Origin of the sequence: Vibrio sp. 10N.239.311.G01 (genome assembly GCF_041465805.1) — a bacterium.
In the GTDB taxonomy this organism is placed as follows: domain Bacteria; phylum Pseudomonadota; class Gammaproteobacteria; order Enterobacterales; family Vibrionaceae; genus Vibrio; species Vibrio crassostreae_C.
Genome location: NZ_JBFSRM010000006.1, coordinates 1 through 20971 on the forward strand (window position 1 = coordinate 1; position 20971 = coordinate 20971).

The following is a 20971-nucleotide window of genomic DNA, read 5'->3' on the forward strand; positions in this document are numbered from 1 at the left end:
CGATGACCTCAACCTTGGCAAGGTTGCGCTCTACCAACTGAGCTAGTATCGCATTATAAAAGGTCTTTCACCTTTCGATTACCGCTTTCGCCGTAACCTACAAATTGGAGCGATACATCGGGTTCGAACCGATGACCTCAACCTTGGCAAGGTTGCGCTCTACCAACTGAGCTAGTATCGCAATCTGAAAACGTCTTTCTCCGTTCAGGGCTGCGAATTATAAGAGCATTTTTTTGTGATGCAAGTCCTTAATGCAAAATTACGAAACTTTTTACTCAACTGCTGTAAAAGCACACAGATTTACAAAAAAAACGGCTCTTATGTCCCTGAAAAGTTAGATAAACGTGATCATTTTATTCGACTAGATGTTAATAATCGTTTTTCGGTAGTACTGCAGCTCGGCGATCGACTCTCGAATATCGTCTAACGCAAGGTGACTTCCCGACTTAGAAAAACCATCTAACACTTCAGGTTTCCAACGACGAGTCAGCTCTTTCAGAGTGCTTACGTCAACATAGCGGTAGTGGAAGTACTCTTCTAACTCTGGCATGTGCTTGTATAGGAAACGACGGTCTTGACCAATGCTGTTGCCACAAATTGGTGACTTACCTTTTGGTACCCATTTTTCAAGAAACTCAATGGTTTGTTGGATGGCATCTTGCTCTGAAACCGTGCTTTCTTGAATTCGCTTCACGAGGCCGCTGCCAGTGTGAGTCGTTGTACACCACTCGTCCATCTTGTCCAATTCACTCTGAGGTTGGTGAATAGCCAAAACAGGTCCTTCAGCCAGGATGTTAAGCTCACTATCAGTAACGATAGTAGCAATTTCAATGATTTTATGAGTTTCAGGATCAAGTCCTGTCATCTCTAGATCAACCCAAATAAGGTTCTGATCGCTAAAGGACATAAGGCGTCGCCTATTTGTTTATGTGTAAAAGAGGTACTATACCCAAATAACTATACTCAAACTAGCTTTAGGACCATCGAAATCACGTGGTACCAGCAACATCCTGTTTGAGTCCCCAATCATCAAGTTAGATGTGTTAAGTGAAAAATTGTGGCTAAAAAAAAGAAGTTAACCAAAGGTCAAGTACGTCGTGTACGTAGCAACCAGAACAAGCGACTCAAGAAAGAAGATTCTATCCAATGGGATGAGAACATGCTTGGCGGAACCAAAAGCGGACTCGTGATTACGCGCTTTGGCCAACATGCTGATATCGAAGATCTTGAAACTAACGAAGTTCATCGTTGTAACTTACGCCGTAGTATCGAGACTTTAGTTTCTGGTGACCGAGTGACTTGGCGCGCAGGCTTAGAATCAATGGCCGGTATTTCTGGCGTTGTGGAAGCGGTTGAGCCGAGAACTTCAATGCTGACTCGCCCTGATTACTACGATGGCCTAAAGCCAGTAGCTGCGAACGTCGACCAAATGGTTATCGTATCGGCTGTGCTACCAGAGCTATCACTTAATATTATCGACCGTTACCTAATTGCTTCAGAAACGGTAAACATCGCGCCGCTTGTTGTACTGAACAAGGTCGATCTACTGACTGATGAGCAGATTGCTGAATACCGTGAAACACTTAAAGAGTACGAGAAGATCGGCTATAAAGTGATGTTCGTGAGTAAAGAGTCTGGCTACGGCATCAAAGAGCTGGAAGCTGAGCTCAAAGACCGTATCAACATCTTTGTTGGTCAATCGGGTGTGGGTAAATCAAGCCTAGTGAATGCATTAATGCCTACGCTAGACATTGAAGAAGGCGAAGTCTCTGAGAACTCAGGTCTTGGTCAGCACACAACCACGGCAGCTCGTTTATACCACTTCCCTTCTGGTGGTGATCTGATTGATTCACCAGGAGTGCGTGAATTCGGCCTATGGCACCTAGAGGCCGACGAAATCACTGAAGCCTTTATCGAGTTCAAGCCTTACCTTGGCGGTTGTAAGTTCCGTGACTGTAAACACATTGATGACCCAGGCTGCATCCTGCGCGAAGCGGTAGAAAACGGAAAGATCAGTCGATTACGTTTCGACAACTACCACCGCATCATTGAAAGCATGGCGAGTAACAAAGATAACCGTCAGTATTCACGCAACAAAAAAGCCGATCTCTAATCGCGTTTTTGTGAACAAATGTGTGCATTTACTGACAATTGGCGCGAATTTAAGTAACATCTCGCGCCCTAAACCGTCATCGACAGATTTAATTGAAAAACAATTAGCATTGGAAAATTAATACAATGGATAAGATTAAAGTTGGATTGCAGTACTGGATTCCACAACATGGATTAACTCGCCTAGTCGGCAAACTTGCGTCTGCTAAAGCGGGCGGCTTAACGACAGCGATCATCAACTGGTTCATCAAGCAATACAAAGTGAACATGGATGAAGCTCTGCATAGCGATCCAAAACACTTTAAAACATTCAATGAATTCTTCGTGCGTGAATTGAAAGAAGGCATGCGTCCTATCGCTGAAGGTGAGTCTGTTATTGTTCACCCTGCAGATGCACGTGTGAGCCAATTTGGCCCAATTACTGACGGTCAACTGATTCAAGCGAAAGGCCATAACTACTCAGCTCGCGAGCTATTGGGTGGTGATGCTGCGCTAGCGGATGAATTTAAAGACGGTGAATTCGCAACGCTTTACCTGTCTCCAAGTGATTACCACCGCGTGCACATGCCATGCGACGGCACACTGCGCCAGATGATCTACGTTCCAGGTGACCTTTTCTCAGTTAACCCGTTAACGGCAGAAAACGTTCCAAACCTATTCGCACGTAATGAGCGTGTCGTTTGTATCTTCGATACGGAATTTGGCCCAATGGCACAAGTGCTGGTTGGCGCAACGATCGTAGGTAGCATCGAGCAAGTATGGGCAGGTACCATCACCCCACCTCGTGGTAACTCGGTTTACAAATGGGATTACCCTGCACAAGGTGACAAAGCGATCATCTTGAAGAAAGGCGAAGAGATGGGCCGCTTTAAGCTTGGTTCAACCGTTATCAACCTGTTCGCTAAAGATGCGATCAAGTTTGACGACACTATGCAAAATGGCGAGAAAACGGTTCTTGGTACACCTTTCGCGCACATTGCTGGCAAAGAAGCGCAAGCAAATGACGATGTTGTTACCGATTCTGCTGAGAACACTGACCAAGCTTAACAATTTGAGTTAACTCATTTAAGCTTTCAAGGCGCGTTACTTTTTCTATTTCAGAGAAGAACGCGCCTTTTTCTTAACTCTACCGATTCATTTGCTACTCAAGCTCTAACAACTCAATCTTTCAAACCCTGCCCAGCCACCTGCTGCTTCTCACTCTTGTCTCTAATTGCCCAGATAAAAGATTGACCAAAAACAAAACAACTGTCGAAACCTTAAACAACTTTTTGATTTTCCAACCCGTCTCCAAGTACCAGAAATCCAGATAACTTACTCTATTTGAAGATATTTTATTTATAGGGTCTTTGTACATGCCTAAACTCAATGTTGGCGTTCTGGTCAAGCTGTTGATTTGTTTTGCGATTCCCTTAGGCGTGTTATTCATGCCGATAGATTCAATACCAATCGATGATCTCACGCTGATTCAACACCGCCTGTTGGCGATATTCTTATTAGCAGCCCTGCTGTGGGTGCTTGAACCTGTACCGGTATTCGCCACTTCCATTTTGATCATTGCGCTTGAACTGGTGATGATATCTGACAAAGGTTTACACCTATTTAGAAATCCACCAGCGGGGCACGATCTCGGTGAGTTAATCAAATATACCGACATCTTCGGTGCATTTTCGTCACCGATCATCATCCTTTTCATGGGTGGTTTTGCTCTTGCGATATCCGCATCCAAGTATGAACTCGATAACAACCTAGCTCGAGTGCTTCTCAAACCATTTGGTACAGAGCCGCGCTTCATTATGCTCGGCTTAATGCTGATCACCGCCGTGTTCTCAATGTTCATGTCAAATACCGCAACGACGGTAATGATGCTTGCGCTGCTCGGCCCTATCGTGGCATCTGCACCAAAAGGCGATATGGGTATCAAAGCGCTCGTGTTGTGTATTCCAATTGCTGCCAATACTGGCGGTATCGCAACCCCAATCGGTACACCGCCCAATGCCATCGCGCTGCAATACCTAACGGGTGAAAATACCATCGACTTCCTCAGCTGGATGATGATGGGCTTACCCTTTGTGATCATCCAACTCACCATCGCTTGGTTTCTTCTACAAAAACTCTTCCCTTCTAAAGAAAGAAACATGGTGCTCAAGCTTGATGGACAATTTAGAAAGAGCTGGCGAGCGATTGTGGTTTACATCACCTTCGCTGCGACAATCTTATTGTGGATGACCACCAAACTGCACGGCATGAACACCTATGTCGTGTCTATCATTCCACTGGCTGTGTTTACGCTCACTGGCATCATGGGCAAAGAAGAACTCAAGCTGATTAACTGGGATGTGTTGTGGCTGGTCGCAGGTGGTATTGCGATTGGTATTGGCTTAGATAAAACAGGCTTAGCCGCTGCACTCGCACACGCAATTGACTATGAATCGCTGTCACCTGCAGCTGTGGTACTGACATTGTCTATCGTGTGTTGGTTAATGGCGAACTTCATGTCAAACACTGCGACGGCCAACTTGCTGATGCCGATAGCCGCTGCAATTGGTGCTTCCATGGAAAGCCTAGTTGCGATTGGTGGTCTGCAAGGCTTGCTGGTTGTGGTCGCCTTCTCTGCGTCACTTGGCATGATTCTGCCCGTATCGACACCACCAAACTCACTGGCCTACTCGACCGGGCTTATCGAAAGCAAAGACATGGCGAAGATGGGCATCATCTTAGGTATTGTGGGCTTGCTGATGGTTTACCTCGCCCTGTTTATCATCACCTAGCACGTTAATCCCTACTAATGCCCTTCCAGATAGTAATCACGTCTTTGCTATCTGGAAGGTTTAGTGCATATTGAATCCCCCACTTCTACATTTTGACACGGACGTACACTTCAATGGGATTCGAATGGTTGGCTCTTGCTGCCGCTTTTCTTTGGGCTATCGCGAGCCTGATGTCAGTAAAGCCTGCTCAACACTTAGGTTCTTTCGCCTATAGCCGTTGGCGCATGGGTTGCACTGCTATCATCTTATCGAGCATGGCTTGGTTTACTGGTGGCTGGTCAACGGTCGAAGCAGACCTCGTCACGCCGATGATGCTGTCTGGGCTAATTGGCATCTTCATTGGTGATACCGCCCTATTTGCTTGTTTGAACAGAATGGGACCGCGCCAAGCAGGTTTGCTGTTCTCTTGTCACGCCGTGTTCTCGGCAATTCTTGGTTACTTCCTATTTAGCGAAAGCATGACTTCGGTGGAGCTGATTGGCTCGGCTTTGGTGTTTAGCGGCGTTTTAACCGCGATATTCTTTGGTCGTCGAGGACAAGCCAACAACCAACTCGAAACCATCAAGGGCACCGTGTGGATTGGTGTAGCTCTCGGAATCACTGCCGCTATTTGCCAAGCCTTGGGCGGTATTATTGCAAAACCCGTGATGCAAACCAGCATAGACCCTGTTGCCGCTTCAGCGATTCGTATGATTACCGCTTTTGTTGCTCACTCCGCATTTCGTCTAACTGGCGCTAAGCTCTCACGCGCAATCAACCCGATGAATGGTCAAATATTTGCGATTACCGCAGTGAACGGATTTTTAGCGATGGCGGTGGGAATGACGCTGATCTTGTATGCACTGCAAGAAGGAAATGTCGGCATGGTTGCTCTGTTGTCTTCAACCACACCTATCATGTTGTTACCAATACTTTGGCTGTACACCAAACAGAGACCAAATGCCTACGCTTGGATCGGTGCCATTGTTGCCGTAGTAGGTACTGGTATTCTAGTCAGCTAGCTAGTGAAGTTAATTGGCAGCTGATTGGAAACTGAGAGTGAATAGCTAATGACTATTCACTCTCAGTAAAAACAAAAGCAAAAAGTTAAGAACGTGGGAAAGGAAAAGCCGTCACGTCATCGATGTGGTCATAACCTAACGCCAGCATGATCAGACGATCAATACCTAAAGCAACACCCGCACAGTCTGGTAAGCCCGCTTTTAATGCCTCAATCAAGTGATGGTCAATCGGTTGAGGCGATAAGCCCATCTCAATACGTTTGGCATTGTCATCTTCAAAGCGCTTGAGCTGCTCTTGTGGCTTATCTAATTCATGGAAGCCGTTTGCTAACTCGATGCCTTTGAAATACACCTCAAAGCGATCCGCCACTCGCGAATCCTCAGGATTAATCTTAGCCAATGCCGCTTGTGAAGCCGGAAAGTCATAAACAAACGCAGGGACTTGTTGGCCTATTTTGGCTTCAACCCCAATACTAAACAGCAACTGCAGCAAGGTATCACGATCTTCTTCAGGGTCAGCTATATCGCTGAGCCCAAGTTTTGCTGCGGCTTGCTTTAGCGTAGCCATCGAATCTTCCAGGGGACACACACCTAACACGTCAATAAAGGCTTGTTGGTAAGTCATTCGCTCTGCTGAGCCCGATTTAAGTACCTGCTGTAACAGCAAATCCATTTCATCCATCAGGTCATGGTGATCAAAGCCAACGCGATACCACTCCAACATGGTGAACTCAGGGTTGTGGTAACGGCCATTTTCTTCATTCCGGAAAGACTTACAAATTTGATAAATACAGCCACTGCCGGCCGCTAATAGACGTTTCATATGAAACTCAGGGCTAGTCATAAAGAATAGAGGCTGACCGTGCGCATAACCCGGCCCTACGAATTCAGTTTTGAAAGTATGCAAATGCACGTCCGTCACCGTGGCGTGGCTCATCGCAGGCGTATCCACTTCCATCACGTTTCGCTCAGCAAAGAACTGACGGATTTGATTAAGGATATCAGCACGTTGCTTTAACTGCTTAATGGTTGCGGCTGGTTGCCATGTTGAGTGCATTATTAAGTTCCATATTACTGAATTCTAGGCGACGGAAATTACCACCTTTCGCCTCTTTTGTAAGCTTCTATCTTTCTATAGATGGAAGCAAAATGTTGCTTTAATGAAGCCAGAAAATTACGTTCTACAATACAATTATCAATACAGCTTTCACATCCACATTGATAACAAAAATCATACTCAACAAGCCGTTAACACAAGTCTTGTGGGTTAATCGTTATCAACAATTCATTGCCGTGATTGCAGTCACATAACCTATAATTTCTATGCCTCCATATGCACTACCGACCTAAAAACCCAAATGCATCAACTTTTCGAATACCTTCCTCTCTTACACTGAACCTACCACTTAAGGCTTAGGGGTGATAAACGGTTGATGCCGTTTAAGTACTCTCTAAATGCTTTTTATAATAACAAGCGGAATACTCCGCATCACACTGGAGAATAACTGTGAAGACAATTACCACAGATATCGCAGTCATCGGCGCAGGCGGCGCTGGTCTTCGTACAGCTATTGCTGCGGCTGAAGCTAATCCTGAACTGGAAGTAGCACTGATTTCTAAAGTTTACCCAATGCGTTCGCACACGGTAGCGGCAGAAGGCGGTTCAGCAGCGGTAATTAAAGACGAAGATAGCCTAGATAACCACTTCAACGATACTGTTGGCGGTGGCGACTGGCTATGTGAACAGGATGTTGTTGAATACTTTGTTGAAAACTCGACTCGCGAAATGATCCAAATGGAACAATGGGGCTGCCCATGGAGTCGTAAAGAAAACGGTGAAGTAAACGTACGCCGATTCGGCGGTATGAAGGTAGAGAGAACGTGGTTCGCAGCGGATAAAACCGGCTTCCACATGCTTCATACTCTGTTCCAGACTTCGATGAAGTACGACACAATCAAACGATTTGATGAGTACTTTGTGGTGGATTTGCTCGTTGAAGATGGCGAAGTACAAGGCCTAATCGCGATTCACATGTCTGAAGGTGAGCTTGTTACCATCAAAGCAAAATCTGTTGTTCTAGCAACCGGCGGCGCAGGTCGTGTTTACCACTGTAATACCAACGGCGGCATCGTAACTGGCGACGGTATGGCAATGGCTTATCGCCACGGTGTACCACTGCGTGATATGGAGTTCGTTCAATACCACCCAACAGGCCTACCGGGCACTGGCATCTTGATGACCGAAGGTTGTCGTGGTGAAGGCGGTATCATCGTCAACAAGAACGGCTACCGTTACCTGCAAGATTACGGCATGGGCCCTGAAACTCCAGTGGGCGAGCCGAAAAACAAATACATGGAACTGGGTCCACGTGACAAAGTTTCTCAAGCATTCTGGCACGAGCAGCAGAAAGGCAACACCATCAAGCACCCACTTGGTGATGTCGTGCACCTTGACCTTCGCCACCTTGGTGAAGAGTACCTGCAAGAGCGTCTACCGTTCATCTGTGAGCTAGCAAAAGCGTACGTAAACGTAGACCCAGCAAAAGAGCCAATCCCAATTCGTCCAACCGTTCACTACACCATGGGTGGTATTGAGACTAACGGTACCTGTGAAACTCGTATTAAAGGCCTATTCGCCGTTGGTGAATGTGCTTCAGTTGGCCTACACGGTGCAAACCGCCTAGGTTCTAACTCACTGGCTGAGTTCGTAGTATTTGGCCGCGTTGCTGGTGAAGAAGCAGTGAAACGCGCTGCTGAATTCAAAGGCTGGAACGAAGAGTCTATCGCTAAGCAAGTGAAAGCGGTTGAAGAGCGCATCGCAGGCATCTTGGCTCAAGAAGGCGACGAGAACTGGGCTGATATCCGTACTGAAATGGGTCACACCATGGAAGCGGGTTGTGGTATCTACCGTCAAGAAGACTTGATGCAAAAGACCATCGACAAACTCACTGAACTGAAAGCTCGCTACAAGAAGATCAGCATTAAAGACAAAGGCAAAGTATTCAACACTGACCTACTTTACGCTATCGAAGTGGGTTACGGTCTTGAAGTTGCAGAAGCGATGGTTCACTCAGCGATCCTTCGTAAAGAGTCTCGCGGTGCACACCAACGTCTAGACGACAACTGCACAGAACGTGATGACGTAAACTTCCTGAAACACTCTCTATCTTTCTACAACGAAGATGCAGCACCAACCATCGACTACAGCGGCGTTAAGATTACTAAATCTCAACCTAAAGCTCGTCTGTACGGTGAAGCTGCAGAGAAAGCCGCTGCCGCTGAAAAAGCAGCAGAAGAGAATGCGAAGAAGAGCGAAGAGGAGCAAGCATAATGTCAGCGAATCGAATCCAAAAAATTGAAATCCTGCGTTATGACCCTGAGCACGATGCAGAACCTCACTTTCAAACCTTTGAAGTTCCGTTTGATGAAACCATGTCAGTACTTGATGCGATCGGTTACATCAAAGACAACCTAGATAAAGACCTGTCTTACCGTTGGTCTTGTCGTATGGCGATTTGTGGTTCTTGCGGCATCATGGTTGATGGCGTGCCAAAACTGGCGTGTAAGAGCTTCTTACGTGATTATCCAAACGGCTTCAAAATTGAGCCTTTGGCTAACTTCCCAATCGAAAAAGATTTGATTGTCGACATGACGCCGTTCATCGAGCGCCTTGAAGCAATCAAGCCTTACATCATTGGTAACGACCGTAAGCCAGAAGACGGCACGAACATCCAAACTCCAGAGCAAATGGCGAAATACAAGCAGTTCGCTGGCTGCATCAACTGTGGTTTGTGTTACGCAGCATGTCCTCAGTTTGGTCTAAACCCTGAGTTCATCGGCCCTGCGGCACTTGCTCTTGCTCACCGCTACAACCTAGATAGCCGTGACAATGGTAAAGCTGAACGTATGAAGCTTATCAATGGCGACAATGGCGCTTGGGGCTGTACGTTTGTAGGTTACTGTTCTGACGTATGTCCGAAGAAAGTAGACCCAGCGGCTGCAGTAAACCAAGGTAAAGTTGAGTCTTCAATGGACTTCGTTATCTCGATGTTCAAGCCAGACGGATCGCAAGTAAAAACAGCAGAGGAGGCATAATATGAGCAATCGTAAGCCTTATGTTCGTGAGATGAAGAGAACGTGGTGGAGCAACCATCCGTTCTACCGCTTCTACATGCTACGTGAAGCGACTGTACTGCCTTTGATTCTATTCACTCTGTTCCTAACCTTCGGTTTGGGTGCACTAGTGAAAGGCCCTGAAGCGTGGGTGGGTTGGTTGAGTTTTATGGCGAACCCTATCGTCGTTGGTATCAACATCGTGGCACTGCTAGGCAGCTTGCTGCACGCTCAAACCTTCTTCAGCATGATGCCTCAAGTAATGCCAATCCGTCTTAAAGGCAAATTGGTTGATAAAAAAATCATCGTACTGACCCAGTGGGCAGCGGTGGCTTTTATTTCTTTAATCGTTCTTGTTGTGGTGTAAGGAGCTTTCGTTATGAACACAAATTACAAAGTAAAACCTGTTAACCACCTTAAGTCTGTTAACCAAAGCCCTAAACGCTCTGATGAACCAATCTGGTGGGGCCTATTCGGCGCTGGCGGTACTTGGTTCGCGATGATCACACCAATCACGATTTTAGTGCTGGGTATCTTAGTGCCAATGGGCATTATCGATGCGGATGCAATGAGCTACGAGCGTGTTTCTGAATTCGCCACCAGCATTATCGGTGCGCTATTCATCATCGGTACGCTAGCACTGCCAATGTGGCACGCAATGCACCGTCTTCACCACGGCATGCACGACCTTAAGTTCCACGTCGGCGTTGCAGGTAAAGTGGGCTGCTACTTCGTTGCAGGCCTAATCAGCGCACTGTCTGTTATTTTCATCTTTATGATCTAAAAGCAGATACGGGATTCGAGTAATCGAGTATCGAAGAGCTTAAGAGCAGAAAAACGAAAGCAGAGCTAGGTTATCCAGCTCTGCTTTTTTGTTATTTGTTGAATATCTTATCTCTCTGACTCGGCTCTGATCTTCCTGCTTTTCGTATCTCGCATCTCGTTCACACATATCTGCTCTTCCAGCTCTTCGTATCTCGCATCCCGCATCTCGTTTACGCGAATCTGATCTTGGGATACAAAAAAAGGCCGCCTAAGCGACCTTTTTCAGATACTTGAAGTCAATTACTTCACACGACCAACGTATTCGCCAGTACGAGTATCAACTTTAACAACTTCACCGATTGCGATGAATAGAGGTACGCGAACTACCGCGCCAGTTGCTAGAGTTGCAGGCTTACCGCCAGTACCTTGTGTGTCGCCTTTAAGGCCAGGATCGGTTTCTGTTACTGCGATCTCAACAAAGTTTGGTGGAGTTACTGTGATAGGGTTATCATTCCACAACGTTAGAGTACATACGTCGTTTTCAACTAACCATTTAGAAGTCTCGCCTACTGCTTTTGCATCAGCAGCGATTTGCTCGAATGTTTCGTTGTTCATGAAGTGGTAGAATTCGCCATCGCTGTATAGGTAGCCTAGTTCAACGTCTACAACGTCCGCTAGTTCTACTGTATCGCCTGACTTAAATGTTTTCTCTAACACTTTGCCTGACAGCAGTTTACGAAGTTTAACACGGTTAAACGCTTGGCCTTTACCTGGCTTAACGTATTCATTTTCGATAATTGAGCAAGGCTCGTTATCCATCATGAATTTTAAACCGCCTTTGAATTCATTGGTGCTTACTGACGCCATGATTTTCTCTTCCACATCTTTGAGTTAATTTCAATGCCGCATATCATAACCCGAAAAGTCGAATCTGTTGAGCAAAACTGGCTCAAACAACTATCGAATGCGATCTCTGACCCGACAAAACTGCTTGAGGCATTGGAAATAGACCCAACACCGTGGCAAGCAGGCTTCGCTGCTCGTGAGTTATTTGCACTTCGGGTACCTCTTAGCTTTGTCGAACGAATGGAAAAAGGCAACCCACACGATCCATTGCTACGACAAATTTTACCGCTAAGCGAAGAGTTTGAGGTACACCAAGGCTATTCCGCTGATCCACTGGAAGAGCAAGACAACGCCATTCCTGGGCTACTGCACAAATACAAGAACCGTGCACTGATGATTGTGAAAGGCGGTTGTGCGATTAACTGCCGCTACTGCTTCCGTCGTCACTTCCCTTACCAAGATAACAAGGGCTCGAAGTCGGTTTGGCAAACCAGTCTCGACTATGTGGCTGCTCACCCAGAGATCAACGAAGTTATCTTGTCGGGTGGCGATCCACTGATGGCAAAAGACAGCGAACTAGAGTGGCTAATTCATGCTATCGCACAAATTCCACATGTGAAAACAGTTCGAATTCATAGCCGATTACCGGTTGTGATTCCCGCTCGAGTAACGGATGAACTGTGCCAATTGTTAGCTCAAACTCGCCTCAATGTGGTGATGGTGAGCCATATTAATCATGCCAACGAGATTAACTTAGAACTCAAGCAAGCCTTTCATAAGCTAAAGCAAACTGGGGCTACTCTGCTCAATCAAGGCGTGATGCTAAAAGGTGTAAATAACAACGCTAACTCATTGAAAGAATTAAGCGAAAAGCTATTCGACGCCGGTGTTTTACCTTACTATATGCATGTACTTGATAAGGTTCAGGGCGCCGCTCATTTCTATATTTCAGATGAAGAAGCCAAGCGTCACTTTAAGGGATTAATCTCTGAGGTTTCTGGCTACCTCGTACCTAAGTTAACTCGTGAAATTGGCGGCCGCACTAGTAAGACACTACTCGACCTACATATTGAATAACTCTATCTAGAGCAATGGTCGCTTCTTATCGTATTGAGTACCAAGAAGCGACAGAGACCACGACACCAGCCTTCACCTTAACAACAAGCGGCTGCTAGGTTTTAAGTAATCTTTATCAATCGTTAAGACAAAAAGTTTTTGTTCGATCGTCCGGTCTATTATTAGCATACTCGGCTCTATTCTAAATTTTTAGGAGGGGTGATATGTCACAATTTATAGAACAAACTCTCAACCTTGCCCCCTTTAGCTGGGCAGGCCTCGCTGCATGCATGCTGTGTGGTTCTTTAATCGGAATCGAAAGGCAAACACGCGGTAAACCCGTCGGAATCCGAACGTCGATTCTGATCATCAGTGGTACCTATTTCTTCCTTACGATGGCGATTAGCCTTTCCCCTAACACACTCGATCAAGCTCGTGTGCTTGGTCAGATAATTACGGGTGTTGGATTTCTTGGGGCTGGTGTAATGATGACACTGGATGGCAAGATTCATGGCGTGACTTCAGCCGCAATTATCTGGGTACTCGCAGCATTAGGTATGATGATCGCACTAGGGCATCTTTCCCAATCGGTCATTATCACGCTAATGGCGCTAGTGATTCTGCTTGGTGTCGATAAAGTGGAAAACAGCTTCCAAAGCTTACGTCGTGGCGTTCACCAAAAGTGGATGCGAAAAGGTCGCGTGAAGAAATAGCGCAGCACTTGATAGCCTTAGTGGTAATGCCAATGATACAAAGAAGCCTAGTCAAACGACTAGGCTTCGCATTATTTTGGGAGAACTTAATACACCTGAATACACACCTGATTCTTACCCGCAGCCTTTGCCTTATAGAGCTGCTCATCAGACGAACGAATACTCTGGTTTTCCCACAAGTGCCCTACGCTGTCGAACTTATACAAAGAGTAAAGCGTCGCGCCACCAGACACTGAGATACTAATCTTGTCACCCGTAGGGCATCGATAACTCTGTAGGCTAATGTCGTTTTGAATTCGCTCAAAGATCGATGAAAGCAACTCAGACGATTCACCCGTAATCGCGACAACAAACTCTTCGCCACCAAATCGAGCCACGATATCTTGCTGTCTAACGCTGTTCAGCATCAACCGAGCAACATGGCAAATCACCTCGTCCCCCACTTTATGGCCATGCTGATCATTAACGACTTTGAAATCATCGATATCAAACACGCCAACACCAATAATCGGCTCTTCATCTTGCGCCAGTAATCGAGCCTCAAAACCACGTCGATTCAGCAAGCCCGTTAATGGGTCGCGCATTGCTAGCTCATTTAAACGCTGGTGCTCTTGTCTTGTATAGAAGCGCCATAGCCATAAAACCGAGAGCAGATACAAAACCAACAGTATCGAAAGCTGAATCTTCTCCATCTCCAATACATGCAGAAAGTGCTCGCTCTTATCTTCTTCAATACTCAGATATAGCTGGGTGTTAATGTCATCAACATACAGAGGCTTGGAATACGTAAAATCCATAAACCCGTATTTGTTTGCGCCTCGAGTACTGGTGACTTTATAGCCATGGGTAGGGTTCGATACTAGGTTCGAGACATAACCATCGACACCCAACACCCCTTTAAACTCACCATTAACGTAGATTCCTTTGGTTAAGGTCACCACTTTCTGACCTGTCAGGTAGTCATCATATTGGCCGGTATACACCACTTGGTCTTGCCCTTGAGCTAAGCCAAAGCGAATCGTGTTCACCCAATAAGGCCTGCTATTCACAACCGAATCAAAGGTGTCGCCCTTAATGTAACTGGCAAAATCAGAAGGCGAAGAGATAATGAATTTCTCTTTTGAAATGAAATAAATCGCAGAGATGGTATCAATGGTATTGGCAAAATAAGCCATGGTCGGCGCGATGAACAGGCGCTTGCCCGCTTCGGTATAAAGGTCCGATTCCGGGTTGCACATCTCGCGAGGGCCAGAGAACATAAAATCAAAACGAGGGGCATGTTGCTCCTCACTGGTGAAGTAACACGTCCCACCCTCGATCTTTTTGTCATGCGAGAATACGTAGGTATCCCCATGCAGTGGATAAAGCGCAGTGATGTTGTACTCAAGCGCATTTATGATCTGTGTGAGCTCCGCTAAAGAGCGTGTTACGCCTTGGTTTTCCATTCCATACTGTTTATCTGATTCTTCCGCTGAATCAACGAGCAACAAGCTCAAAACTACTAAAAAACTGGCGGTCAGGCCTAAGAAAGCCTTTTTAAAATCGACGGTATGGTGGTTAATCAAAGCATATAAATCATCATTAGGAATTTATCGCACATTGTACTCATAAGTAAAAATACTGCAATAGAAAATATAAAACAATATGCTTATCTATTTTGGAGGGGCGTTTGGATATCTATAAGAAAATGTTGAGTTGCAATAACGCCTAAGTCAGATGCACTTAGGCGTTATGAATCACTATAGTAACACTAAGCCTTACTTAGCAAAGTTTACAATCGGGAAGCACGGGAAGAAACCGTTGTCAGCACAGTTGATCAGACCAACTTGTACGCCTTCGATTTTGTTGGTTTTGTTGAAGATACCAACCTGAACCGTAGACACTTCTGAAAGGTTCGCAGCGCCAACATCAACCATAGTGTTACCTTCTGAGTAGTTGACGAAACTCACGTTCGCGCCTTTCACATCATTAGTAATGTTCACAGCACCAAGGTTAACACCCGTTGTTTTACCCGTGTTCCAGTTGAAGAAACCTAGAGATGCACCGGTCATTTCTTGGTTCACTTTTGATGCACCCAAAATACCCAGGTTCACACCTGTGGTCGTTTGCGTCTCAGACATACCAACAACAGCAAGATCAAGACCTTTAAGGTCGTTCACTTGTCCGTGAAGTAAAGCCAAGCGCACACCGCCAACAGCATCTGAGTCAGGTGCGTTGAAGCCATTGATCGTTGAAAACATAACAGGCGAAGAAGCAAATGCCGCCGGTGCCATTACTGCTGCAGACACAGCAAGTACTGAAAGTAGTTTTTTCATTGGGGAGTCTCCACTGACTTATTGTTCACTTGATTAATCCATTTTTAATCAAGCATTTATTGTCCTTTATTCAACAGCTACCCATGTTAAATCAATGTAATAACTGTACTGTTGAATATAAGCCGCTAAATCATAAAGAGCAATGGTTAAGAGCAGATGCGGGATTCGAGTGAACGAGATGCGAAAAGCAAAAAAAACAGAGACCGAAACCTCCGCTCTAACGCTTATTATTCCAAACAAAAATCTAGGCGAGAAAATCAACATGTTTCACAAGCTTATAGCCCACACACTTATTGCCGCATCTAAAGCGATGTCATCCTAAAAAATTTATTGATAAAAGCTCAACAGACCTCAGGTATTCAAAAACTAATGTTCGTAAAATTCTGAAAATAAACTAAATTCTAATATAGGAACAGAACGATATGAAACAGTGGGAATATCATGGTTAAGGAACCTACGAATAAACAGACCATTAAAGCGATTATTTCGCGTGGTTTTTTGGCTATCGTGTTATTTTTAGGCCTCTATATCTATGTTAGCCATGCTCTGAAGAACAAAGAGCAGGACATGATTAATCTCCAGCTCAGTCTTTCTGAAGCTTATAGCGTTATGCTCTCTGTCAGACGACAAGAGCAGCAGTTTGTTTCCACAAGGCAACCAGAGATTCAAGAACAACTCAATATAAAGCGAAGTCAGCTGATCGAAAAGCTGGCTGAGATCGATGGGAAAATCGTACGAAGCGACCTCAATATTTCTTTTAATTATGCCAAAGTTGTCGAGTATCTCGACGAGTACCACACCGCCTTTACATTATTAGCCCTTGAGTTAGTCAGCATACATGGCAAGAGGGACCAAATTGGGCTCATTGAGAAACTAAAAAATGCAGCGTTGACACTTGAGCGCTTCGTACATGAATCCAATAATGTGCAGCTTGAAGAATTGACTTTAGAAACACAAGATCTCATGTATCAGTTCTTTACCGATTTTGATCAGACAACATTAGATAAGATTGTCGATTCATTGTTCAAAATCCAAGATGAAATAGGACAGAATTCCCGAACGATCAGTGCATTAGCTTCGTTTAATAATTTTAAACGCCACTTTTGGCGATTGCAGCGAGGGTTAAAGAGTGTCGGGTACAGCTCTGATAGCGGCCTCAAAGGAGAACTCACCAGCAGTATTTATCATGTTGAAGATGAGCTCAACTTACTTTTCACCGAAACACCCAAGCAGATCGCAGAAAGCCTGACGCAGATAAAGTCGTACAGCTACTTATCGACAGCCGCATTAGGAGGGGTGACGTTACTGGTGCTGCTTTATGTTGTGTGGCGTGCCAGTCAACTTGAAACTCAATTGATTGTTTCACAAGAGAAAGCACGACAAGCAAACCGCGCAAAAAGTGCCTTTCTTGCCAATATGTCTCATGAGATACGGACACCGCTTAATGGCGTGATTGGTATGTCAGAAATACTGGCAGAAACCAAACTATCCGCAGAACAGAAAGACTGCCTTGGGACTATCTATACCTCTTCTCAAACCTTACTTATGTTGATCAACGATGTTCTCGATCTGTCCAAAATTGAATCGGGTAAACTGGAAATTAATCCACATACGACAGACTTAAGAGAGCTGCTGTTTGATAGCGTGACTCTGATTTCTTCTAAAGCTTATCAAAAGCAGATTAAGTTGGAAGTTGAAATTGATGGCGAGCTCCCAGAGTACATTCATGTTGATGGGAATAAAATTCGCCAAGTGTTGATGAATTTAGCCTCAAATGCGATCAAATTTACAGAACAAGGCTCTATCGTATTCACCGCTAAACGGCTTCCATCATTGGAAACAGAGTGTGTGGTCGAGTTTTCTGTTCGAGATACGGGTATTGGTATCGCAGCAGACCAACAAGAGCACATTTTCAAAGCGTTTTGCCAAGAAGATACCAACATCACCTCCAATATTGCGGGGACCGGATTAGGGCTTAGTATTTCGTCACGTATGGTGGAAATGATGGGAGGATCGATAAACGTTGAGTCAGAGAAAGACGTGGGCAGTTGCTTTCATTTCCAATTAACCGTAGTGCCATCAGATCATTCTGAACATAAAAATCGTAAACAAACCGTTGTCTATTATTCAGATGCGCCATCGAAACTTTTACTCGATGACTTGTTCCGCCTTGGTTACTCACCACAACTAAAATCAATCGAAACAAACTTGGCGGCAACTGACCTCCCAGAGATCGCTTTGATGGAAGATATTAACCAAGCCAAAACACTGCATCGCTTAGCACCAGAGGTGAAAATCATCATAGTGAAAGATAATCTTAGTGATCCTATGAGTGAGTGTCATTTTATCTCAGGCTATGTGACTCTTCCTATGCTCGGTTCCCGCTTAAGTAGCATGTTGAACTCCGTGCTTGAAAGGTCACAGCCACAACCCCCTCAACATCAACCTGAGCCGATAGAAGCGACTGTACGTCAAAAAGTCCTCGTAGTTGAAGATAACCGCGTAAATCAGAAGGTGGTATGTATCAATTTAGATAAGTTAGGGATTGAATATTGGGTTGCCAATGATGGACAAGAAGCGATTGATTTATATAAAGAGCATCATCAAGACATCGGCCTTATCTTGATGGACTGCATGATGCCGAATGTAGATGGCTTTGAGGCAACAGAGCGAATCAGGCGCTATGAAGAAAACCTGCAACTTCAGGCAACACATATCCTCGCTTTAACGGCATCCGTGCTCGATGATGATATTAAACGTTGCTTCGAGTGTGGAATGAACGATTATCTTCCAAAACCATTTAAGCGTGACATGATGCTGCAAAAAATTGATGAACAACAGTTTACGCACAAGGCAGGCTGACCAAGGAGCTTTGGAAAAAAGGGTGATGGTGAAGCTGAAATACAGATACGGGATGCGAATAAATAAGGCTTAAGAGCAAAAAAACGGAGACCGAAGTCTCCGTTTTCTAAAGCTTATGTGTGACTTTCTCTGCTATAGAGAAAGGAGGATGATTACATCATGCCGCCCATGCCACCCATACCGCCCATGCCACCCATATCAGGCATTGCAGGGCCAGAATCTTGTGGCTTATCAGTGATCATCGCTTCTGTTGTGATCATAAGACCAGCAACTGACGCTGCGAACTGAAGTGCAGAGCGAGTTACCTTAGTTGGATCTAGGATACCCATTGCAATCATGTCGCCGTATTCGCCAGTCGCCGCGTTGTAACCGTAGTTACCTTCGCCAGCACGAACGTTGTTAGCAACCACTGATTCTTCATCACCAGCGTTCTTCGTGATTTGACGGATAGGCGCTTCCATTGCACGTAGTGCAACACGGATACCGACGTTTTGCTCTTCGTTGTCGCCTTCAAGGCCAGCAACTTTAGATGCAGCGCGGATAAGTGCAACACCACCACCAGCAACCACACCCTCTTCAACGGCAGCGCGAGTTGCGTGAAGTGCATCTTCAACGCGGTCTTTCTTCTCTTTCATCTCAACTTCAGTTGCAGCGCCTACTTTGATTACTGCAACACCGCCAGCTAGCTTAGCTACGCGCTCTTGAAGTTTCTCTTTGTCGTAGTCAGACGTTGCATCTTCGATTTGTTGACGGATTTGAGAAACACGACCTTGGATCATTGTTTCTTCGCCCGCGCCATCGATGATGGTTGAGTTTTCTTTAGTGATAGTTACACGCTTAGCTTGACCTAGGTCTTCTAGCGTTACTTTCTCTAGGTCTAGGCCGATCTCTTCAGAGATAACCGTACCGCCCGTTAGGATAGCGATGTCTTGCAGCATAGACTTACGACGGTCACCGAAACCAGGCGCTTTAACAGCAGCCACTTTAACGATGCCACGCATGTTGTTCACAACTAGAGTTGCAAGCGCTTCGCCTTCTACATCTTCAGCGATGATAAGAAGTGGACGAGATGCCTTAGCAACCGCTTCTAGAGTCGGAAGAAGTTCACGGATGTTCGAAACTTTCTTGTCGATAAGAAGAATGAATGGGCTTTCTAGATCAACAGAACCCGCTTCTTGGTTGTTGATGAAGTAAGGAGATAGGTAACCACGGTCGAACTGCATACCTTCAACTACGTCTAGCTCGTCTTGTAGAGCCTGACCTTCTTCAACCGTGATTACGCCATCACGACCTACTTTTTCCATCGCTTCAGCAATGATGTTACCTACTGTCGAATCAGAGTTCGCAGAGATAGTACCTACTTGCGCGATAGCTTTTGTATCTGCACATGGAACAGAAAGGCCTTTTAGCTCTTCAACTGCAGCGATAACTGCTTTGTCGATACCGCGCTTAAGATCCATTGGATTCATGCCAGCAGCAACGGCTTTTAAGCCTTCAGTGATGATTGCTTGAGCAAGAACTGTTGCTGTAGTCGTACCGTCGCCCGCCGCGTCATTCGCTTGCGAAGCCACTTCTTTAACCATTTGCGCGCCCATGTTTTGGAACTTGTCTTCAAGTTCGATTTCACGTGCAACTGAAACACCATCTTTAGTGATCGTTGGTGCGCCAAATGATTTGTCTAGAACAACGTTACGGCCTTTAGGACCTAGCGTTACTTTTACTGCGTCAGCCAGAACGTTTACACCTTCTAGCATTTTAATACGTGCGTCATTACCAAATTTAACGTCTTTAGCAGCCATCTTAATTTCCTTTCAAATTCTTTGTTTCGGGGCGTCTCAGCGTTATCGCGTCATTCTGAACAGTGAGGGACGAACGTGATTCAGAATCTACTCAAATCGCACTCTGTTTAGATTCCAGATAATTCGTTCCTCATTTCTGGAATGACGATATGAATCATCCAATACTGGCTCTGATAACTTTTACTGAGAGTTAAATGAAAAATAGATTACTCGACGATCGCCATGATGTCGTTTTCAGACATAATCAGAACTTCTTTGCCGTCGATTTTTTCAGTTTTCGTGCCGTAACCTTCAGCAAAGATAACGGTATCGCCAACTTTTACGTCCAACGGTTGCACTGAACCGTTTTCTAGAATGCGGCCTTTGCCGACAGCTAGAATGATACCGCGAGTCGATTTTTCTGCGGCAGAACCAGTTAGAACGATGCCACCAGCAGATTTAGATTCAACTTCTTGGCGCTCAACGATAACTCGGTCATGTAGAGGACGGATATTCATCGGTCTTATCTCCTGATAATTTCCATTTAAATTTTGATAGTTGCCACGATTAGCGTGGGTCAAACAATATGTTGGGGGCGATGTGAAAGATCCCAAGGGGGGAACGAAAAAATTGTGAGCT

At 45.3% G+C, this 20971-nt stretch carries 18 protein-coding genes and 1 tRNA gene; 11 read left to right on the forward strand and 8 right to left on the reverse strand.

From position 1 onward, the window contains the following. Positions 1 to 105 precede the first annotated feature (105 nt). Positions 106 to 181: transfer RNA gene (locus AB6D06_RS06350), tRNA-Gly, on the reverse strand. A 180-nt stretch (positions 182 to 361) separates the two neighbouring features. Further along, complete coding sequence (orn, locus tag AB6D06_RS06355; protein WP_010434065.1) at positions 362 to 907, reverse strand: oligoribonuclease; 546 nt, start codon at positions 905 to 907, stop codon at positions 362 to 364. Positions 908 to 1057: 150 nt separating this feature from the next. Here orn and rsgA point away from each other — a divergent pair, with 150 nt between their 5' ends. The 4 genes from rsgA to AB6D06_RS06375 all read left to right on the forward strand — a co-directional run bounded on the left by rsgA (position 1058) and on the right by AB6D06_RS06375 (position 5884). Further along, the gene (gene rsgA / locus AB6D06_RS06360) at positions 1058 to 2113 is read left to right on the forward strand and encodes a small ribosomal subunit biogenesis GTPase RsgA (RefSeq protein ID WP_017061306.1); all 1056 of its coding nucleotides are present in this window, start codon (positions 1058 to 1060) and stop codon (positions 2111 to 2113) included. 125 nt (positions 2114 to 2238) lie between these two features. Next, positions 2239 to 3159, forward strand: a complete 921-nt coding sequence (asd, locus tag AB6D06_RS06365; RefSeq protein ID WP_017063172.1) for an archaetidylserine decarboxylase — start codon at positions 2239 to 2241, stop codon at positions 3157 to 3159. Between the two features lie 308 nt (positions 3160 to 3467). Next, complete coding sequence (locus AB6D06_RS06370) at positions 3468 to 4883, forward strand: DASS family sodium-coupled anion symporter (RefSeq protein ID WP_017061303.1); 1416 nt, start codon at positions 3468 to 3470, stop codon at positions 4881 to 4883. A 113-nt stretch (positions 4884 to 4996) separates the two neighbouring features. Further along, positions 4997 to 5884, forward strand: coding sequence for a DMT family transporter (locus tag AB6D06_RS06375; protein WP_017071213.1), 888 nt, complete (start codon positions 4997 to 4999; stop codon positions 5882 to 5884). 85 nt (positions 5885 to 5969) lie between these two features. On the opposite strand, the gene epmA is transcribed toward AB6D06_RS06375, so the two are convergent. Then, complete coding sequence (epmA, locus tag AB6D06_RS06380) at positions 5970 to 6941, reverse strand: elongation factor P--(R)-beta-lysine ligase (RefSeq protein WP_017071212.1); 972 nt, start codon at positions 6939 to 6941, stop codon at positions 5970 to 5972. A gap of 450 nt (positions 6942 to 7391) precedes the next feature. Between epmA and frdA the strand changes: the two genes are divergently transcribed. Genes frdA through frdD form a run of 4 tightly spaced genes read left to right on the forward strand, consistent with a single transcriptional unit; the run spans position 7392 to position 10781 of the window. Continuing rightward, positions 7392 to 9215, forward strand: coding sequence for a fumarate reductase (quinol) flavoprotein subunit (gene frdA / locus AB6D06_RS06385; protein ID WP_372101459.1), 1824 nt, complete (start codon positions 7392 to 7394; stop codon positions 9213 to 9215). Next, positions 9215 to 9979 (forward strand): succinate dehydrogenase/fumarate reductase iron-sulfur subunit, encoded by a 765-nt coding sequence (locus tag AB6D06_RS06390; RefSeq protein WP_009847917.1) that lies wholly within the window; start codon positions 9215 to 9217, stop codon positions 9977 to 9979. The genes frdA and AB6D06_RS06390 overlap by 1 nt, the downstream gene beginning before the upstream one ends. A 1-nt stretch (position 9980) precedes the next feature. Continuing rightward, positions 9981 to 10364, forward strand: coding sequence for a fumarate reductase subunit FrdC (gene frdC, locus AB6D06_RS06395; RefSeq protein WP_136977161.1), 384 nt, complete (start codon positions 9981 to 9983; stop codon positions 10362 to 10364). Positions 10365 to 10376: 12 nt separating this feature from the next. Continuing rightward, positions 10377 to 10781, forward strand: coding sequence for a fumarate reductase subunit FrdD (gene frdD / locus AB6D06_RS06400; protein ID WP_372101461.1), 405 nt, complete (start codon positions 10377 to 10379; stop codon positions 10779 to 10781). A gap of 281 nt (positions 10782 to 11062) precedes the next feature. Here frdD and efp read toward each other — a convergent pair whose 3' ends face one another. Further along, positions 11063 to 11629: an elongation factor P gene (efp, locus tag AB6D06_RS06405; protein ID WP_017067165.1), complete on the reverse strand. Its 567-nt coding sequence runs from the start codon at positions 11627 to 11629 to the stop codon at positions 11063 to 11065. A 33-nt stretch (positions 11630 to 11662) separates the two neighbouring features. Here efp and epmB point away from each other — a divergent pair, with 33 nt between their 5' ends. Beyond that, positions 11663 to 12685, forward strand: a complete 1023-nt coding sequence (gene epmB, locus AB6D06_RS06410; protein ID WP_372101463.1) for an EF-P beta-lysylation protein EpmB — start codon at positions 11663 to 11665, stop codon at positions 12683 to 12685. Between the two features lie 203 nt (positions 12686 to 12888). Further along, complete coding sequence (locus AB6D06_RS06415) at positions 12889 to 13377, forward strand: MgtC/SapB family protein (RefSeq protein WP_004733333.1); 489 nt, start codon at positions 12889 to 12891, stop codon at positions 13375 to 13377. Between the two features lie 86 nt (positions 13378 to 13463). Here AB6D06_RS06415 and AB6D06_RS06420 read toward each other — a convergent pair whose 3' ends face one another. Together AB6D06_RS06420 and AB6D06_RS06425 are read right to left on the reverse strand one after the other, a co-directional pair. Beyond that, the gene (locus tag AB6D06_RS06420; protein WP_017071094.1) at positions 13464 to 14942 is read right to left on the reverse strand and encodes a diguanylate cyclase; all 1479 of its coding nucleotides are present in this window, start codon (positions 14940 to 14942) and stop codon (positions 13464 to 13466) included. A 192-nt stretch (positions 14943 to 15134) separates the two neighbouring features. Continuing rightward, positions 15135 to 15692, reverse strand: coding sequence for a VC2662 family protein (locus tag AB6D06_RS06425; RefSeq protein ID WP_017061293.1), 558 nt, complete (start codon positions 15690 to 15692; stop codon positions 15135 to 15137). Between the two features lie 441 nt (positions 15693 to 16133). Here AB6D06_RS06425 and AB6D06_RS06430 point away from each other — a divergent pair, with 441 nt between their 5' ends. Beyond that, positions 16134 to 18554, forward strand: coding sequence for an ATP-binding protein (locus AB6D06_RS06430; RefSeq protein WP_372110041.1), 2421 nt, complete (start codon positions 16134 to 16136; stop codon positions 18552 to 18554). 152 nt (positions 18555 to 18706) lie between these two features. Here the strand turns inward: AB6D06_RS06430 and groL are convergent, their stop codons facing one another. Further along, positions 18707 to 20353 (reverse strand): chaperonin GroEL, encoded by a 1647-nt coding sequence (gene groL / locus AB6D06_RS06435; protein ID WP_017061290.1) that lies wholly within the window; start codon positions 20351 to 20353, stop codon positions 18707 to 18709. A 206-nt stretch (positions 20354 to 20559) separates the two neighbouring features. Further along, entirely contained in the window at positions 20560 to 20850 is a 291-nt protein-coding gene (locus AB6D06_RS06440; protein WP_010433998.1) for a co-chaperone GroES, read from the reverse strand. Between the last annotated feature and the right edge of the window lie 121 nt (positions 20851 to 20971).

Coding starts and splice junctions, on each gene's coding strand:
- orn (WP_010434065.1), bottom strand. CDS start 907: ATGTCCTTTAGCGATCAGAACCTTATTTGGGTTGATCTAGAGATGACA.
- asd (WP_017063172.1), top strand. CDS start 2,239: ATGGATAAGATTAAAGTTGGATTGCAGTACTGGATTCCACAACATGGA.
- AB6D06_RS06370 (WP_017061303.1), top strand. CDS start 3,468: ATGCCTAAACTCAATGTTGGCGTTCTGGTCAAGCTGTTGATTTGTTTT.
- AB6D06_RS06375 (WP_017071213.1), top strand. CDS start 4,997: ATGGGATTCGAATGGTTGGCTCTTGCTGCCGCTTTTCTTTGGGCTATC.
- epmA (WP_017071212.1), bottom strand. CDS start 6,941: ATGCACTCAACATGGCAACCAGCCGCAACCATTAAGCAGTTAAAGCAA.
- AB6D06_RS06390 (WP_009847917.1), top strand. CDS start 9,215: ATGTCAGCGAATCGAATCCAAAAAATTGAAATCCTGCGTTATGACCCT.
- frdC (WP_136977161.1), top strand. CDS start 9,981: ATGAGCAATCGTAAGCCTTATGTTCGTGAGATGAAGAGAACGTGGTGG.
- frdD (WP_372101461.1), top strand. CDS start 10,377: ATGAACACAAATTACAAAGTAAAACCTGTTAACCACCTTAAGTCTGTT.
- efp (WP_017067165.1), bottom strand. CDS start 11,629: ATGGCGTCAGTAAGCACCAATGAATTCAAAGGCGGTTTAAAATTCATG.
- epmB (WP_372101463.1), top strand. CDS start 11,663: ATGCCGCATATCATAACCCGAAAAGTCGAATCTGTTGAGCAAAACTGG.
- AB6D06_RS06415 (WP_004733333.1), top strand. CDS start 12,889: ATGTCACAATTTATAGAACAAACTCTCAACCTTGCCCCCTTTAGCTGG.
- AB6D06_RS06425 (WP_017061293.1), bottom strand. CDS start 15,692: ATGAAAAAACTACTTTCAGTACTTGCTGTGTCTGCAGCAGTAATGGCA.
- AB6D06_RS06430 (WP_372110041.1), top strand. CDS start 16,134: ATGGTTAAGGAACCTACGAATAAACAGACCATTAAAGCGATTATTTCG.
- groL (WP_017061290.1), bottom strand. CDS start 20,353: ATGGCTGCTAAAGACGTTAAATTTGGTAATGACGCACGTATTAAAATG.
- AB6D06_RS06440 (WP_010433998.1), bottom strand. CDS start 20,850: ATGAATATCCGTCCTCTACATGACCGAGTTATCGTTGAGCGCCAAGAA.